Below are 14,493 nucleotides of genomic sequence, written 5' to 3'. Positions count from 1 at the left end.
ATGGAGCGATCGCTCAGGGGCCCAGCTCCGGAGCCCCGAACAGCTCTCCGGGCAGGGGCTGGCACTGGCCCAGACCTTCGATCAGGGCCGCCTGCAGGGCGGGCGTGCAGGCGATCAGCCGGCCTTCGGCGAGGCTGGCGGCACCGCCGTCGTAACGGCTGACCACCCCACCGGCCTGCTCCACCAGCACCACCCCTGCGGCCAGGTCCCAGGGGGAGAGGCCCCGTTCCCAGTAGCCATCGAGCCGGCCGGCGGCCACGAAGGCCAGATCCACCGCCGCTGCCCCGCCGCGGCGTACGCCATGGGTGCGGTGGGTGAACCAGCAGAACTCGGCGTAGTTGGTGTCCGGCTGGCTCTGGCGGTCGTAGGCGAAGCCCGTGACCAGCAGCGAGGCGGCGAGGTCGTGGCAGCCGCTCACCTGCAGCGGCCGCTGGTTGCACCAGGCCCCCAGGCCGGGGGCCGCCCAGTAGAGCTCGTCCAGGGCCGGCACGCTGATGGCCCCCAGCAGCGGAGCCCCTTTCCAGGTGAGACCGATCGAGGTGGCGAAGAAGGGATAGCCATGGGCGTAGTTGGTGGTGCCATCGAGGGGATCGACGCACCACTCCAGATCCGAGCCTGTGCGGCTGCGCCCGCTTTCCTCGGCCAGCACCCCCAGCTCCGGCGTGCGGGCTTCAAGGATGGCCAGCACCGCCTGCTCCGCCGCCAGATCGGCCTCGGTGACCAGATCGCCGGCCCGGCCCTTCTCGCGGATCGACTCCAGCTTGCCGAAGTGGTGGGCCAGCACCCGGGCGCCGGCACTGGCGGCCTCCCGGGCCACAGCCGCCAACCGTTCAAGCTCGGGAAACCCCAGGGCTGAATCGAGCAGGGCCTGGGCGGAGAGGCTGGGCGCTGGCTGGCGAGTGTCCGTTGGCGAGGCTTCCATCACTCCTCCTCCAGGGGCAGGCCCGGCGTCACCCGGCCCCGGCCGAAATAGCGGCCGAACTGCAGCTCGTAAACCTCGTCCTCGTCCTGGGTCTCCACCTCGAGGGGGCCGGTGGCTCTGGCCACGCAGAGCAGGCCGTAGCCCTGCCGGCGCAGGTCCTGGGAGAGCCCCAGGGCCTCCTGCTGATCGATCTCGCCGGAGATCACGCGTACGGCACAGGTGGTGCAGCAGCCGTTGCGGCAGCTGAAGGGCAGCGGCTGACCCTGGGCTTCAAAACTGCGCAGGATGTACTCCCCTTCAGGGACCTCCAATCGGATCAGCCGTTGTTCCTGCCGCCAGTGCACCGTGATCGGGAAGCGTCGTGTCATCGGATGGAATTGGACCCTCTGGGCTGACTGCTACATTGACATCTGCCCCATAACAGCCGCTGGAGAGGTGGCCGAGTGGTCGAAGGCGCAGCACTGGAAATGCTGTATAGGGGCAACTCTATCGAGGGTTCGAATCCCTCCCTCTCCGCTTTCAACACAAAAGCCGGCTCCTGCAGCCGGCTTTTTTATGCCTTCATCGGCCCCTGAGCAAGCCCTTCGTTTCAGCCTGTCCAGCTGTTGGACGGGCTGCTTGACAGGGGCCAGTGGGAGCTTCAGCCGAAGCGGCCGGTGACGTAATCCTGGGTGGCCTGCTGCACCGGGGCGTTGAAGATGCGCTCGGTGTCGTTGAATTCCACCAGGTAGCCCACCTTGCCGCTGCCGCCATCGACAGCTTCGGCATTGAAGAAGGCTGTGTAGTCCGACACCCGCACCGCCTGCTGCATGTTGTGGGTGACGATCACGATGGTGAAGCTTTTCTTGAGCTCATGCATCATCTCCTCGATCTTGAGGGTGGAGATCGGATCCAGTGCCGAGCAGGGCTCGTCCATCAGGATCACTTCCGGCTCCACGGCAATGGCGCGGGCGATGCAGAGCCGCTGCTGCTGGCCGCCGGAGAGGGCGTTGCCACTCTCTTTGAGCTTGTCCTTGGTTTCATCCCAGATGGCGGCCTTGCGCAGGGAACGCTCCACCAGTTCGTCCATATCACCCTTGTAGCCATTGATGCGCGCCCCGAAGGCGATGTTTTCGTAGATGCTCTTGGGAAAGGGATTGGGCTTCTGAAACACCATGCCGATGCGGCGACGCACCTCCACTGGATCCACCTCACGGGCATACATGTCCTGACCATCGAACACCACGCGACCGCGCAGGCTACAGCCCTCGATCAGATCATTCATGCGGTTGAGGGCGCGCAGAACCGTTGATTTGCCACAGCCCGAAGGGCCGATGAAGGCGGTCACCCGGTTGCGGGGGATGTCCATGTAGACATCCCGCACGGCCTCAAAGCTGCCGTAGCTGATGGTGACGTTCTCCAGGCTGAGGCAGCTGGGCAGGGTGGCGCTGGTGCTGGGCTGATTCAGGGTGCTGGTCATGGCTGGGTGCAGGGTGGTGGGAATGATGTCCGAGCGCAGGGAGCTAGCTGGAGGCGAACCGGCGAATCCAGCGGGCCAGGAGATTGGCGCCGAGGATCAGGATCACGAGCACAAACGAAGCGGCCCAGGCCAGGGAGTTCTGGGCTTCGTAAGGCATGATCGCGAAGTTGAAGATCAACACCGACATCGACGCAATCGGGTTGAACAGCCCCTCGGGCCAGAAGGGTGAGAACAGGGCCGTGAAGATCAGGGGTGCCGTTTCTCCGGCGGCGCGGGCGATGGCCAGCACCACCCCGGTGGCGATCGGGGTGAAGGCGCTGGGCAGGGTGATGCGTGTGATCGTCACGAACTTCGAAGCCCCGACGCCGATGGCTCCCCAGCTCAACTCCTGGGGCACCAGCTTCAGGGCTTCATCGGTGGTTTTGATCACCGTGGGCAGCATCAGGACCGCCAGGGCGATGCCACCAGCCAGGGCGGAATAGGACTGACCGAAGAACAGGCGGGTGGCGACAACGGCGCTGTACACGAACACCCCGCAGATGATCGAGGGCACTCCGGCGAGAATGTCGTTGCCGACGCGGATGAACTGGGCGAACCAGCCGCTGCTGGCGTATTCCGCCAGGTAGACCCCTCCTCCCACTCCCACGGGAATGGCGATCAGGGAGGCCACCAGGGTGACCACGAAGGTGCCGATGATGGCGTTGGCGATGCCGCCACCCTCCAGCCCCGGTGCCGGGGGAAGCTGGGTGAACAGGCTGACGCTGATCAGCTGACCCCCCTGGATCAGCACATAGATCAGCACCAGAAACAGAGGCAGCACCGCGATCAGACTGAACAGTGCGGCGATCGAGGTGAAGAGTTTGTCGGTGCGGTTCCGCTTCAGCCCTGGATTGAACAGGAGTGATCCGGCGGTACGGACTGGTGTGGCAAGGGTCATGGCGGGCTGCTCAGTTGTAGCTCAGGCTGAACTTACGGACGATCCATTGCGCCATGATGTTCACGGCGAAAGTGAGCAGCATCAGAATCAAAGCTGCATACAGAAGTGCTGACACCTGAATGCCATCGGCCTCACCGAACTGGTTGGCGAGCATGGCGGAGATGGTGTTGCCTGGAGCCAGCAGTGACCAGCTGAAGTTCATCGAGTTGCCGATGATCATGGTCACGGCCATGGTTTCGCCCATGGCACGGCCCAGGGCCAGCATCACTCCACCGATGATCGAAGAGAGAGCCGCCGGCAGAATCACATTGAAGATGGCGATCCAGCGCGTGCTGCCGACGCCGTAGGCACCTTGGCGCAGCTCCTGGGGCACCTGATTGAGCGCATCCCTGGAAATGGCGGTGATGATCGGCAGGATCATCACCACAAGGATCAGCACCGCCGGCGCCATGCCGGGTCCCTTGGGGGTGGTTGAGAACAGGGGAAACCAGCCCAGGCTCTGGTGCAGGAGATTGAGGAAGGGTCTGATCAACGGCTCCATCACGAAGATGGCCCACAGCCCCAGCACCACCGAGGGGATCGCCGCCAGTAGCTCCACCATCACGCCGATCACCTCGCGCCAGCTGCGCGGGATCAGATTTTCGGTGATGAAGATGGCGGTGCCCACCCCCAGCGGCACGGCGATGAACAGGGCCAGCAGCGACGACACCAACGTGCCGTAGATCGCCGTGAAGGCCCCGTACTGGCTGTTGACCGGATCCCAGCCGGAGGTGACCAGGAAGGAGAGGCCAAAGGTGGCCATCGCCTCGCGGGCCCCGCTGAAAACCGTCAGGAAGATGCCGAGCAGCACCACGGCCACCAGCGAGGCCAGCACGATCGTCAGCCGCTTGAAGCCGCGATCGATGCTGCGCTCGGCCCAGGGGCGGCGGCGCAGAGTGAACTGATCCTGGTCCGATTCAGATCGGATCACCATGGAACGAGTGAAGAGACATCGAGTGGTCCTGTGGGACGACCCATCACCAGAACCTAGGTTGCGATCCAGGGCCGCGACCACTAAGAACGCCTTAACACCTGTGGGGGTGTGGCCGCGGGAGGCGCAGCCACACCGCAGGCTTCCGGTCAGGAAGCCAGTAGTTTGGGGCTTCGCTTTGGGGATGCATGGGCCGGATCGTTGGCATTGACCTGGGCACCACCAACTCGGTGGTGGCAGTGCTGGAGGGGGGTCGGCCCCAGGTGATCGCCAGTGCCGAAGGGGGCCGCACCACGCCCTCGGTGGTGGGCTTCAGCCGTGATCAGGAGCTGCTGGTGGGTCAGCTTGCCCGCCGCCAGCTGGTGCTCAATCCCCGCAACACCTTCGCCAATCTCAAGCGTTTCGCCGGCCGCGGCTGGGATGAACTCGACGACGGCAGCCTGGCGGTGCCCTACACGGTGCGGGCCAACGACCAGGGCAATGTTCGCATCCTCTGCCCCATCACCGAGCGGGAATACGCGCCGGAGGAGCTGCTGGCCAGCATTCTGCGCAAACTCGTGGACGATGCCGCCACCTACCTGGGTGAACCGGTGGAAGCGGCGGTGATCACCGTGCCCGCCTATTTCAACGATGCCCAGCGTCAGGCCACCCGCGATGCCGGCCGCCTGGCGGGGCTCACGGTGGAGCGGATCCTGAATGAACCCACCGCCGCGGCCCTGGCCTACGGCTTCGACCGCAGCGCGGTCAAGCGGGTGCTGGTGTTCGACCTGGGCGGTGGCACCTTTGATGTGTCGGTGCTGCGCATTGCCAATGGTGTCTTCGATGTGAAGGCCACCAGCGGCGACACCCAGCTGGGTGGCAACGACTGGGACCTGCGCGTCGTTGACTGGCTGGCTGCGGCTTTCGAGAGCCGGCACCAGATCGATCTGCGCCGCGATCGTCAGGCGCTGCAGCGGCTCAGTGAGGCGGCCGAGAAGGCCAAGCAGGAACTCTCCGGCGTCACCACCACGCCGATCTCGCTGCCGTTCATCGCCACCGGCCCCGAAGGTCCCCTGCACATCGAGACCAGCCTGGAGCGGCGCACCTTTGAATCCCTCTGCCCCGATCTGCTCGATCGCCTGATGCGCCCGGTCCAGCGGGCCCTGCGTGATTCCGGTTTCAGCGCCGACGACATTGATGACGTGGTGCTGGTGGGCGGCAGCACCCGCATGCCGATGGTGCAGGAGATGGTGCGCACCCTGATTCCGCGCGAACCCTGCCAGTCGGTCAACCCCGATGAGGTGGTGGCCATTGGTGCGGCGGTGCAGGCCGGCATCCTCACCGGTGACCTGCGCGATCTGATGCTCAACGACGTCACACCCCTCTCGCTGGGGCTGGAGACGATCGGCGGGGTGATGAAAGTGCTGATTCCCCGCAACACCCCCATTCCCGTGCGCCGCTCGGATGTGTTCAGCACCTCCGAGGCCAACCAGTCGGCGGTCGAGATCCATGTGCTCCAGGGGGAGCGCCAGATGGCGGCGGACAACAAATCCCTGGGGCGTTTCCGGCTCTCGGGCATTCCGCCCGCCCCCAGGGGTGTGCCCCAGGTGCAGGTGTCGCTCGACATCGATGCCAACGGCCTGCTGCAGGTGTCGGCCACCGACCGCACCACCGGCCGCCAGCAGAGCGTCAGCATTCAGGGGGGCTCCAACCTCAGTGAAGCCGAGATTCAGGCTCTGCTGGAGGAGGCCCAGCTCAAGTCCGCCGAAGACCGGCGCAAGCGTGTGGTGGTGGATCGGCTCAACCGGGCCCAGACCCTGGTGGCCCAGGCGGAGCGCCGTCTGCGTGATGCCGCCCTCGAGCTCGGTCCCTACGGGGCGGAGAGGCAGCAGCGCTCCGTGGAGATGGCCCTGGGCGAGGTGCAGGTGCAGCTCAACGATGCCGACCCGGCGGAACTCGACCTGGCTGTCAGTCAGCTGCAGGAAGCCCTCTATGGCCTCAACCGCCGCCTGATCAGCGAGCGCAAGACGGACGCTGGCCCCCTGCAGGGCCTCAAGAACACCCTGGGCTCGATCAAGGACGACCTCTTCTCGGATGACGACGACTGGGACGAATGGGATCGCTCTCGCCCCGGGTCTTCCGAGCGCTGGGGAGGTGACCCCTGGGCGCCCCCGACCCGCTACGGCGGCTACCAGGAGGAGGGCTATTCCTCCTACGAAAATCCACGTCTGGAGCGCTCCAGGCCCGAGCCACCCCGCCGCGAGCCGCCTCCCCCCGATCGCTCCGATCGCTATGAACCGGCCGCCGCCCCGGCGCCCTCGCGCCGCAGTGCTGGCGACTGGCCCGCTGAAGGGCGCCGGCGACCCAGCCCCAGGGCCGATGATCCCTGGGCTGAGGACTGAGGGCGGTGAGCCGCACCCCCACCCCCACCGCCACGGTCGGTGATGACCACTGGGCGGTCCTTGGGCTGAGCCCGGGGGCCGATGCCGCCGAGCTCAAGCGCGGCTTCCGCGCCCAGGCGCGCCGTTGGCATCCGGATCTCAACGGCAACGATCCGGTGGCCGAGGAGCGCTTCAAGCGGGTCAACGAGGCCTACGCCGTGCTCTCGGACCCCCGCCGCCGCCAGGCCTGGGAATCGGGGCTCGATCCCGGCTCGCTGCGGGGTGAGCGCGCTGACCCCTTCGCCACGGGCTTCCCCGAGTTCGACGACTACCTCGACGCCCTGTTCGGCCGTCAGGCCCGCCCCGACGACCGCCGGTCGCCAGAGCCCGATCCTGCGTACGACCCGCCTGAGTCCAGCCGGCGATCCGAGTCTGCCCAGCGCCCGCCAGCGGCTCAGTTCCGGCAGGGGCCCGGGGTCGAGGTGACCCATGCCCCGCCGCCGCCGCCGCCGGTGCAGGCCGCCAGCGACCTGGAGACGCTGGTGGAGCTCAGCCCGGAACAGGCCCTTGACGGCACGCGGCTGGAGCTGGAGCTGCCCGGAGGCCTGGCGGTGGAGCTCTGGACCCCCCCCCTGGCGGGGGATGGCTGGCGGCTGCGCCTGGCCGGTGTGGCTCCAGGTGGGGCCGACCATTTCCTGCAGCTGCGGGTGCGCCGCCCCGATGGCCTGCGCATCGATGGCCTGCGGGTGCTCTACGACCTGGAGCTCTCGCCGGCCGAAGCGGCCCTGGGCTGCAAGGTGGTGGTGCCCACCCTCGAGGGCCGGGTGCAGCTCACGGTGCCCCCCTGCTCCTCCAGTGGCCGTCTGCTGCGGCTGCGGGGCCTGGGCCTCAGCCAGGGGGAGCGGCGGGGCGATCAGTTGGTGGAGTTGCGCATCGTTCTGCCTGAGCAGCTCAACGACTCCGAAGTGGCGCTCTACAGACGTCTGGAGGAATTGTCCGGCGACGGTTGAGCGGTCCTTGGGCCCGGGGCCCAATCAATGGGACACTGAGCCGCTGGGATTGGTTCGCGTCATGCCCGTTCATGTGCTGCTGTTCGAGGCCGGCACCGACAACGAAGGCATTCACTCCCTGGAGCTGAGTGGCCGCACCGTGGTGCTGCTGTTCGAGGAACGGGATGATGCCGAGCGCTATGCCGGTCTGCTGGAGGCCCAGGATTTTCCTGTTCCCAGCGTGGAGGCGATCGAGCGGGAGGAGATGGAACTGTTCTGCGGCCAGGCGGGCTATGAAGCCCGCTTCGTGCCCACCGGCTTCCTGCCCAGCTCAGCGGAGGAGCGGCTGTTGATCGCCCCGCCGGAGCGGAATATGGATCTCACCCACTGGAAGGATGAGCCCTCTCGCTCCGCCGCTTCCCAGGACGGCGGCGAAGGCCGTGGCCCCGAGAGCGCTGAGCTCGAAGCCTTCCGCCGTCGCCTGGAGGGCCTGCTGTGATCGCTCCCGACGCCAACGCCGCCCCGGCTGGATCCTCTGCCCCCGACCGCGGCCATCTGCTCACTGAGCAGGCCAACCCCGCCAGTGCCAGCCTCGATCGGCTCAGCTCCAGTGAACTGGTGGATCTGTTCTGTCGGGAGGATGAGAAAGCGCTGCTGGCCATGGAGGCGGCGGCACCGGCCCTGGCCGAGGCGGTGGAGGCCATCAGTGCCCGCCTGCGGGCCGGTGGTCGCTTGTTTTATCTCGGTGCCGGCACCTCCGGGCGCCTCGGCGTCCTCGACGCAGCCGAGTGCCCCCCCACGTTCTGCACCGATCCTGAACTGGTGCAGGGTGTGCTGGCCGGCGGTGCACCGGCCCTGCTGCGTAGCTCCGAAGGCCTTGAAGACCTGCGTGAAGCCGGACGCCACGACCTGATCGAGCGGGGCTTCAGCTCCGCCGACGCCCTGGTGGGCATCGCCGCCGGCGGCACCACCCCCTATGTGCTCGGCGGCCTGGAGCATGCCTGCTCCCTCGGCGCCCTGGCGATCGCCATGGCCTGCGTGCCCAAGGAGCAGGCACCGATGCCCGGCGCCATCGACATCCGTCTGGTCACCGGGGCGGAGCTGCTCACCGGCTCCACCCGGCTCAAGGCCGGCACCGCCACCAAGATGGCCCTGAACATCCTCTCCACCGGAGTGATGGTGCGGCTGGGCAAGGTGTATGGCAACCGCATGGTGGATGTGGCCGTCACCAACAGTAAATTGGAAGATCGCGCCCTGCGCATCCTCAGGGATCTGGCCGGGGTGGAGCGCGAGCGGGGCTATGAGCTGCTGGCCGCCGCCGGTGGCTCGGTCAAGCGCGCCCTGGTGATGGCCGCCGCCGGTCTGAATGCCGAGCAGGCTGATCAGGCCCTCGACGCCCACGGCGGCCAGGTGCGCCCGGCCCTGGAGCAGCTCGGCGCCCAGCTGGCCTGAGCGTCCGCTGCTCTGACCAGCTAGCTGGCCTGGGTGGCACCGGCCGGCTCGAACGGTCCCCAGTAGGGGGAGGTGAACAGGTCGAGCCTGCGGCGGGTTTCCGCCGGCACCTGCTCTTTCGGGGTCATCAGGGCATCGCGCAGGGCGCTGTGGGAGCTGCTGAGTGGCCGCTGGGCATCGATCCGCTCCGCCGCCACCGCCACGATCTGCTGGGCCAGAGCCGCATTGGCGTGCAGGTTCTCGATCACCAGATCCACGCTCACCGAGGCGTGATCGCCGTGCCAGCAGTCGTAGTCGGTGACCATGGCCAGAGTGGCGTAGGCCATCTCGGCTTCCCGGGCCAGGCGGGCCTCGCTGTGGTTGGTCATGCCGATCACTGAGCAGCCCCAGCTGCGGTAGAGGTTCGACTCGGCCCGGGTGGAGAAGGCCGGACCCTCCATGCAGAGGTAGGTGCCGCGGCGGTGCAGCTGGCGGCCCGTGGGCATCAGGCTTTCAGCCACATCGGCCAGCAGCCGGCTGAGGCTCGGGCAGAACGGATCGGCGTTGCCCACATGGGCCACGGCGCCGCCACCGAAGAAGCTCGCGGGCCTGGCGTGGGTGCGGTCGATGAACTGATCCGGCACCACCATGTCGAGGGGCCGCAGGGGATCCTGCAGTGATCCCACGGCGGAGCAGGAGAGGATCCAGCGCACCCCCAGGGAACGCAGGGCCCAGAGGTTGGCCCGGTAGGGCACTTCCGAGGGCAGGTGGTTGTGGTGGCGGCCGTGGCGGGCGAGGAACACCACCTCCAGGCCTCCGATCCTGCCCAGGCGCAGGCTGTCCGACGGCGGCCCGAAGGGCGTGTCCACGGTGAGCTCACGGGTGTCTTCGAGCCCATCGATGGCATAGAGGCCGCTGCCACCGAGCACCCCGAGGCGTGCCCGGCCCAGGTCGAGGCCCGGGCTCGCAGTGGCGGCGTTGGAGCTCATGGACTTGACCGACTGAGGGGAAAGCCCCGTTCAGGACTGAGGACCGTTCTACCCGAGAGTCGATACAGTCCGCCTTTGCACTGAGCCCCATGACCAAAGCTTTGATGGAGACCGAGGCAGGAACGCTGGAGATCGAACTGTTCGACACCGATGCCCCCGGCAGCGTCGCCAACTTCGTCAAGCTGGCCGAATCGGGCTTCTACGACGGTCTGGCCTTTCACCGCGTCATCGATGGCTTCATGGCCCAGGGCGGTTGTCCCAACACCCGCGCCGGCGCCAGTGGCACCCCCGGCACCGGCGGCCCCGGTTACATGATCCCTTGCGAGATCAACAGCCGTAAGCACCAGGCAGGCACCCTCTCGATGGCCCATGCCGGCAAGAACACCGGCGGCAGTCAGTTCTTCCTCTGCCACGACGCCCAGCCCCACCTCGATGGGGTGCACACCGTGTTCGGGCAGGCCAGCACCATGGATGTGGTGATGGCGATCCGCAAGGGCACCCGCATCACCAAGCTGACGATCCTGCCCTGAGGCTGGGGTCTCAGCCCCAGCGCATGAAGGCCCCGGCCGAGGCCGCCAGCTGGGGGTTCACCTGGGTGAGCTCCTGCAGCGGCCGGAGCTCGGGCTCCAGGGTGGCGCTGGGGTGGGCGCTGCGCTGGGCATCGGGGCTCAGCAGCAGGCTCACCGCCCGGGTGCCGCTCCAGCCGGCCATCAAGGTCAGGGCTGAGAGCAGATCGGCCTCGGCCAGGCGCTGCTCCCCTCCGGCCTGCTGGACGAGCAACAGCGCCAGCTGCGGTTGCCCCAGCAGGGCCAGCAGGCGCGGATGCTCCTCCCGCCGCAGGTCCAGTCCCCGCTGGCTGGCCCACTGCCGCAGCTGGGGCCAGTGCTCGGCTTCGGCCTGCTCGGGCTCCAGGCTGGTGGCGCTCCAGGCGATCACCGCTGTGGGTCCGCCCGCGCCCGTCTGCTCCCGGGCTGGACCGGGTTGCATCAGATGGCCGAGTTTGGTCTGCTTGGTGAGCAGGTAGGCGGCGTTGTGGAGGCCCGGATCCATCACCAGCGGCACCCGATCTTCCACCTTCAGCCCGTAACCGCCGAGACCGGCGATCTTGCGCGGGTTGTTGGTGATCAGGCGCAGGTGATGCACCCCCAGATCACTGAGGATCTGGGCGCCGACGCCGTAGTTGCGCAGGTCAGCGGGAAAACCGAGGCGCTCATTGGCCTCGACGGTGTCAAGGCCGCCATCCTGAAGGCTGTAGGCCCTGAGTTTGTTGATCAGGCCGATGCCCCGGCCCTCCTGGCGCAGATACACCACCACCCCCTCGCCGGCGGCTTCGATCATGCGCAGGGCCGCCTCCAGCTGGGGCCGGCAGTCGCAGCGCAGAGAGCCGAAGGCGTCACCGGTGAGACATTCCGAGTGCACCCGCACCAGCACCGGAGAGCTGGCCAGCTCGGGCCGCCCTTTGACGATGGCCACGTGCTCACTGTCGTCGAGCTCATTGCGGTAGCCGATCGCTCGGAACTGACCGAAGGCACTCGGCATCTCGGCTTCCGCCTGGCGGCGCACGAAGCGCTCCGTCTCCAGCCGGTAGCTGATCAGATCGGCGATGTTGATCAGGCGCAGGCCGTGGCGCCGGGCGTAGCTCGCCAGCTGCGGCAGGCGGGCCATCGAGCCATCGGAGTTCTGGATCTCACAGATCACCCCGGCGGGGTAGAGACCGGAGAGGCGGGCCAGATCGACGGCCGCCTCGGTGTGACCGGCTCGCTTGAGCACCCCGCCCTGGCGGGCCCGCAGGGGGAAGATGTGCCCGGGCCGGCGCAGGTCGGCAGGGCGGCTGGCGGGATGGATCGCCACCTGGATCGTGCGGGCGCGGTCGTCGGCGCTGATGCCTGTGCTCACGCCGTTCTCCGGCCCGGCATCGACGCTGACGGTGAAGGCGGTCTGGTTGCTGTCGGTGTTGCGATCCACCATCAGGGGCAGCTCGAGTTCGTCGAGCCGCTCGCCTTCCATCGCCAGGCAGATCAGGCCACGGGCTTCGGTGGCCATGAAGTTGATCTGCTCGGGCGTGGCGAACTGGGCCGCGCAGATCAGATCACCTTCGTTTTCGCGATTTTCATCATCAACAACCACGATCATTTCGCCGTTGCGAATGCCCGCGAGGGCATCGGCGATCGAATCGAAACGGATCGGGGCCTGGCCCGAATCCGTGCGGGGGAGGGCGTCAACGGCGCCGGCGAGGGGAGCGGAACGCTCGGAGCGAACAGTCAGAACAGCGGGATCAGGTACCCGGCATTCTCTATCAGTTGCGGGCTCAACGTGAGCGGGGGACCGGTACGATCAGCCCCCCAGATCCACCGGCATGGTCAGCCCCACAGCAGCTCGGCGCGTCGCGGTGATCGGCGCCAGCGGCTACGGCGGCCTCCAGACCCTGCGCCTGCTCCAGCACCACCCGGAATTCGTGGTCAGTTTTCTGGGGGGTGAACGCAGTGCCGGCCACGCCTGGAGCGAACTGGTGCCCTTCCTGCCCCTGGAGGGCAACCCGGTGGTGCGGGCCCCTGACCCGGATGCGATCGCCGCCGCCGCCGATTTCGCCGTGCTCAGCCTTCCCAGTGGGCTGGCCTCCCAGCTGGTGCCCCCCCTGCTGGAGCGGGGCGTGAAGGTGGTGGACCTCTCCGCCGATTACCGCTACCGCTCCCTGGCCCAGTGGCAGGAGGTGTACTCCAGCGAGGCGGAACGGTTCGAGCGCCACGACGGAGCCCTCTGCAGGGAGGCGGTCTACGGGCTGGTGGAGTGGGCGGAGGAGCGTGTGGCCGGGGCGCGGTTGGTGGCGGCCCCCGGTTGTTTCCCCACCGCCAGCTTGCTACCGCTGCTGCCTTTTCTCAAGCAGGGGTTGATTGATCGCAGCGGGATCATCATCGATGCCAAAACGGGAACCTCCGGCGGTGGCCGCGCCGCCAAGGAGAACCTGCTGCTGGCGGAAGCCTCCGAGGCCGTCGCTCCCTATGGCGTGGTGGGACACCGCCACACCAGCGAGATCGAGCAGACCGCCAGCCAGGTGGCTGGGCAGCCGATCCAGCTGCAGTTCACTCCGCACCTGATGCCGATGGTGCGGGGCCTGCTGGCCACGGTCTACGGCCGGCTGCGCGATCCGGGGCTGACCGCCGAAGACTGCACCACGGTGCTCCGGGCCGTCTACCGCCACAGCCCCTGCGTGGAGGTGCTGCCGGTGGGCACCTACCCCTCCACCAAATGGACCCGCCAGACCAACCGGGCCCTGCTCTCGGTTCAGGTGGACAGCCGCACTGGTCAGCTGATCCTGATGAGCGCCGTCGACAACCTGGTCAAGGGCCAGGCGGGCCAGGGCGTGCAGTGCCTCAACCTGATGGCGGGCCTGCCGGCGCCGATGGGTCTGCCGCTGCTGCCGTTCTATCCCTGAGCCGAGCGGCGGCCAGGGCCACCGCCAATGGCAGCAGGCGGTGCTCCTGGCGGTGAATCCTGGCCGCCAGGCTGCTTCGGTCGTCGCCGGGCAGCACCGGAACGGTGGCCTGGGCCAGGATCGGCCCGCCGTCGAGGTCTTCGCTGACCAGGTGAGCGGTGCAGCCACTGAGGGTGACCCCCGCGGCGAGGGCCTGGCCCACGGCATCAAGGCCGCGGAAGCTGGGCAACAGCGAGGGATGGATGTTGATCAGGCGCGAGGGGAAGGCTCCGATCAGCCGCGGAGTGACGATCCGCATCCAGCCGGCCATCACCACCAGATCCACCCCGCTGGCGGCGAAGGTCTGGATCAGGGCGCCATCGAGCTGCTCGCGGCTGTGGTGGTGGCGGTGATCCACCAGGGCGCAGGGGATCCCCAGCCGCTGGGCCCTCGCCATGGCGCCGCAGCCGGGATTGTTGACCACCAGTTGGAGCACACGGCCCCGCAGTGGGCCTTCGCGGCAGGCCGTCACCAGTGCCTCGAAGTTGGAGCCCTCCCCGGAGGCCATCACCCCCAGCCGCAGCTCGTTGGTCTGCAGGGGCCAGGGCTGTGCCAACGGCCACTGGACACAACCGGGCCGATCGCTAAGGTCTGAGGAAGCGGGCATTGACGTCTTGTCCCATCTCTCCATCCTGCCCACGGTGATCCGTGATCTGGATCTGCTGGCAGCCTGCCTGAGCGACCTGGGTTGTGAACCGATCCGAGCGGGTGTGCTTGAAGGCTTTGCCGGCGAGAGCACAGCGGTGGATCTCAAGGTGCGCTTCGCCGGCGACCAGTGGATCGGTTGGTGCCGCCAGCCTGATGGCAACCTGGCGCTGCTGGGCGACCTGCAGCGCCTGAGCCGCTCCCGTCGCCTGCAGACCTTCATCGGCCTCCTCACCAGGCGCTACGCCGCTCGGCTCGCCCTCAGAGACGCGGCCCTGCAGCTGCCGATGGCCACGATCGACCTGGCGTCCTGAAGCCT

Annotated in this window: 15 protein-coding genes and 1 tRNA gene; 8 read left to right on the top strand and 8 right to left on the bottom strand. The window is 67.7% G+C overall.

The features are described 5' to 3' along the window. Positions 1-13 precede the first annotated feature (13 nt). A complete protein-coding gene (locus KQ304_RS13270) occupies positions 14-922 on the bottom strand; it encodes an inositol monophosphatase family protein (RefSeq protein ID WP_259737531.1) in 909 nt (302 codons plus the stop codon). Next, the gene (locus tag KQ304_RS13265) at positions 922-1,290 is read right to left on the bottom strand and encodes a 2Fe-2S iron-sulfur cluster-binding protein (protein WP_006171508.1); all 369 of its coding nucleotides are present in this window, start codon (positions 1,288-1,290) and stop codon (positions 922-924) included. The genes KQ304_RS13270 and KQ304_RS13265 overlap by 1 nt, the downstream gene beginning before the upstream one ends. 61 nt (positions 1,291-1,351) lie before the next feature. Between KQ304_RS13265 and KQ304_RS13260 the strand changes: the two genes are divergently transcribed. Further along, positions 1,352-1,438: transfer RNA gene (locus KQ304_RS13260), tRNA-Ser, on the top strand. 124 nt (positions 1,439-1,562) lie between these two features. On the opposite strand, the gene pstB is transcribed toward KQ304_RS13260, so the two are convergent. From pstB to pstC, 3 genes are read right to left on the bottom strand one after another with little or no spacing between them, the layout of a single operon-like run. Next, positions 1,563-2,381, bottom strand: a complete 819-nt coding sequence (gene pstB / locus KQ304_RS13255) for a phosphate ABC transporter ATP-binding protein PstB (RefSeq protein WP_259737530.1) — start codon at positions 2,379-2,381, stop codon at positions 1,563-1,565. A gap of 43 nt (positions 2,382-2,424) precedes the next feature. Further along, positions 2,425-3,318: a phosphate ABC transporter permease PstA gene (gene pstA, locus KQ304_RS13250; protein ID WP_259737529.1), complete on the bottom strand. Its 894-nt coding sequence runs from the start codon at positions 3,316-3,318 to the stop codon at positions 2,425-2,427. 10 nt (positions 3,319-3,328) lie between these two features. Continuing rightward, a complete protein-coding gene (pstC, locus tag KQ304_RS13245; RefSeq protein ID WP_259737528.1) occupies positions 3,329-4,291 on the bottom strand; it encodes a phosphate ABC transporter permease subunit PstC in 963 nt (320 codons plus the stop codon). Between the two features lie 185 nt (positions 4,292-4,476). Between pstC and dnaK the strand changes: the two genes are divergently transcribed. The 4 genes from dnaK to murQ all read left to right on the top strand — a co-directional run bounded on the left by dnaK (position 4,477) and on the right by murQ (position 9,089). Further along, positions 4,477-6,669, top strand: coding sequence for a molecular chaperone DnaK (gene dnaK / locus KQ304_RS13240; protein ID WP_259737527.1), 2,193 nt, complete (start codon positions 4,477-4,479; stop codon positions 6,667-6,669). A 5-nt stretch (positions 6,670-6,674) separates the two neighbouring features. Then, a complete protein-coding gene (locus KQ304_RS13235; RefSeq protein WP_259737526.1) occupies positions 6,675-7,658 on the top strand; it encodes a DnaJ domain-containing protein in 984 nt (327 codons plus the stop codon). A gap of 61 nt (positions 7,659-7,719) precedes the next feature. Then, positions 7,720-8,136: a DUF3110 domain-containing protein gene (locus tag KQ304_RS13230; RefSeq protein ID WP_259737525.1), complete on the top strand. Its 417-nt coding sequence runs from the start codon at positions 7,720-7,722 to the stop codon at positions 8,134-8,136. Further along, a complete protein-coding gene (murQ, locus tag KQ304_RS13225; RefSeq protein WP_259737524.1) occupies positions 8,133-9,089 on the top strand; it encodes an N-acetylmuramic acid 6-phosphate etherase in 957 nt (318 codons plus the stop codon). The genes KQ304_RS13230 and murQ overlap by 4 nt, the downstream gene beginning before the upstream one ends. 20 nt (positions 9,090-9,109) lie before the next feature. Here murQ and mtnP read toward each other — a convergent pair whose 3' ends face one another. Continuing rightward, positions 9,110-10,057 carry an S-methyl-5'-thioadenosine phosphorylase gene (gene mtnP, locus KQ304_RS13220; protein ID WP_259737523.1) on the bottom strand — a complete coding sequence of 316 codons (948 nt, stop codon included), beginning with the start codon at positions 10,055-10,057 and terminating at the stop codon, positions 9,110-9,112. Positions 10,058-10,146: 89 nt separating this feature from the next. On the opposite strand from mtnP, the gene KQ304_RS13215 reads away from it, so the two are divergent. After that, entirely contained in the window at positions 10,147-10,587 is a 441-nt protein-coding gene (locus KQ304_RS13215) for a peptidylprolyl isomerase (protein WP_259737522.1), read from the top strand. Between the two features lie 10 nt (positions 10,588-10,597). Here the strand turns inward: KQ304_RS13215 and ribBA are convergent, their stop codons facing one another. Continuing rightward, positions 10,598-12,190: a bifunctional 3,4-dihydroxy-2-butanone-4-phosphate synthase/GTP cyclohydrolase II gene (gene ribBA / locus KQ304_RS13210; RefSeq protein ID WP_399229457.1), complete on the bottom strand. Its 1,593-nt coding sequence runs from the start codon at positions 12,188-12,190 to the stop codon at positions 10,598-10,600. 223 nt (positions 12,191-12,413) lie between these two features. On the opposite strand from ribBA, the gene argC reads away from it, so the two are divergent. Next, a complete protein-coding gene (argC, locus tag KQ304_RS13205) occupies positions 12,414-13,490 on the top strand; it encodes an N-acetyl-gamma-glutamyl-phosphate reductase (RefSeq protein WP_259737521.1) in 1,077 nt (358 codons plus the stop codon). On the opposite strand, the gene purN is transcribed toward argC, so the two are convergent. Continuing rightward, a complete protein-coding gene (gene purN, locus KQ304_RS13200) occupies positions 13,429-14,136 on the bottom strand; it encodes a phosphoribosylglycinamide formyltransferase (RefSeq protein ID WP_399229454.1) in 708 nt (235 codons plus the stop codon). The genes argC and purN overlap by 62 nt on opposite strands. Before the next feature lie 7 nt (positions 14,137-14,143). Here purN and KQ304_RS13195 point away from each other — a divergent pair, with 7 nt between their 5' ends. Beyond that, the gene (locus tag KQ304_RS13195) at positions 14,144-14,488 is read left to right on the top strand and encodes a DUF1257 domain-containing protein (protein WP_259737520.1); all 345 of its coding nucleotides are present in this window, start codon (positions 14,144-14,146) and stop codon (positions 14,486-14,488) included. The last annotated feature ends 5 nt before the right edge of the window (positions 14,489-14,493 follow it).

The sequence above is a fragment of the Synechococcus sp. CS-1329 genome, from assembly GCF_025128055.1.
In the GTDB taxonomy this organism is placed as follows: Bacteria; Cyanobacteriota; Cyanobacteriia; order PCC-6307; family Cyanobiaceae; genus Regnicoccus_A.
The sequence above is the reverse complement of the archived record's forward strand: the minus strand, read 5'-3'. Positions and strand labels throughout refer to the sequence as shown.

Coding starts and splice junctions, on each gene's coding strand:
- KQ304_RS13230 (WP_259737525.1), top strand. CDS start 7,720: ATGCCCGTTCATGTGCTGCTGTTCGAGGCCGGCACCGACAACGAAGGC.
- argC (WP_259737521.1), top strand. CDS start 12,414: ATGGTCAGCCCCACAGCAGCTCGGCGCGTCGCGGTGATCGGCGCCAGC.
- KQ304_RS13265 (WP_006171508.1), bottom strand. CDS start 1,290: ATGACACGACGCTTCCCGATCACGGTGCACTGGCGGCAGGAACAACGG.
- pstA (WP_259737529.1), bottom strand. CDS start 3,318: ATGACCCTTGCCACACCAGTCCGTACCGCCGGATCACTCCTGTTCAAT.
- ribBA (WP_399229457.1), bottom strand. CDS start 12,190: ATGATCGTGGTTGTTGATGATGAAAATCGCGAAAACGAAGGTGATCTG.
- pstC (WP_259737528.1), bottom strand. CDS start 4,291: ATGGTGATCCGATCTGAATCGGACCAGGATCAGTTCACTCTGCGCCGC.
- pstB (WP_259737530.1), bottom strand. CDS start 2,381: ATGACCAGCACCCTGAATCAGCCCAGCACCAGCGCCACCCTGCCCAGC.
- KQ304_RS13215 (WP_259737522.1), top strand. CDS start 10,147: ATGACCAAAGCTTTGATGGAGACCGAGGCAGGAACGCTGGAGATCGAA.
- purN (WP_399229454.1), bottom strand. CDS start 14,136: ATGCCCGCTTCCTCAGACCTTAGCGATCGGCCCGGTTGTGTCCAGTGG.
- mtnP (WP_259737523.1), bottom strand. CDS start 10,057: ATGAGCTCCAACGCCGCCACTGCGAGCCCGGGCCTCGACCTGGGCCGG.
- dnaK (WP_259737527.1), top strand. CDS start 4,477: ATGGGCCGGATCGTTGGCATTGACCTGGGCACCACCAACTCGGTGGTG.
- KQ304_RS13270 (WP_259737531.1), bottom strand. CDS start 922: ATGGAAGCCTCGCCAACGGACACTCGCCAGCCAGCGCCCAGCCTCTCC.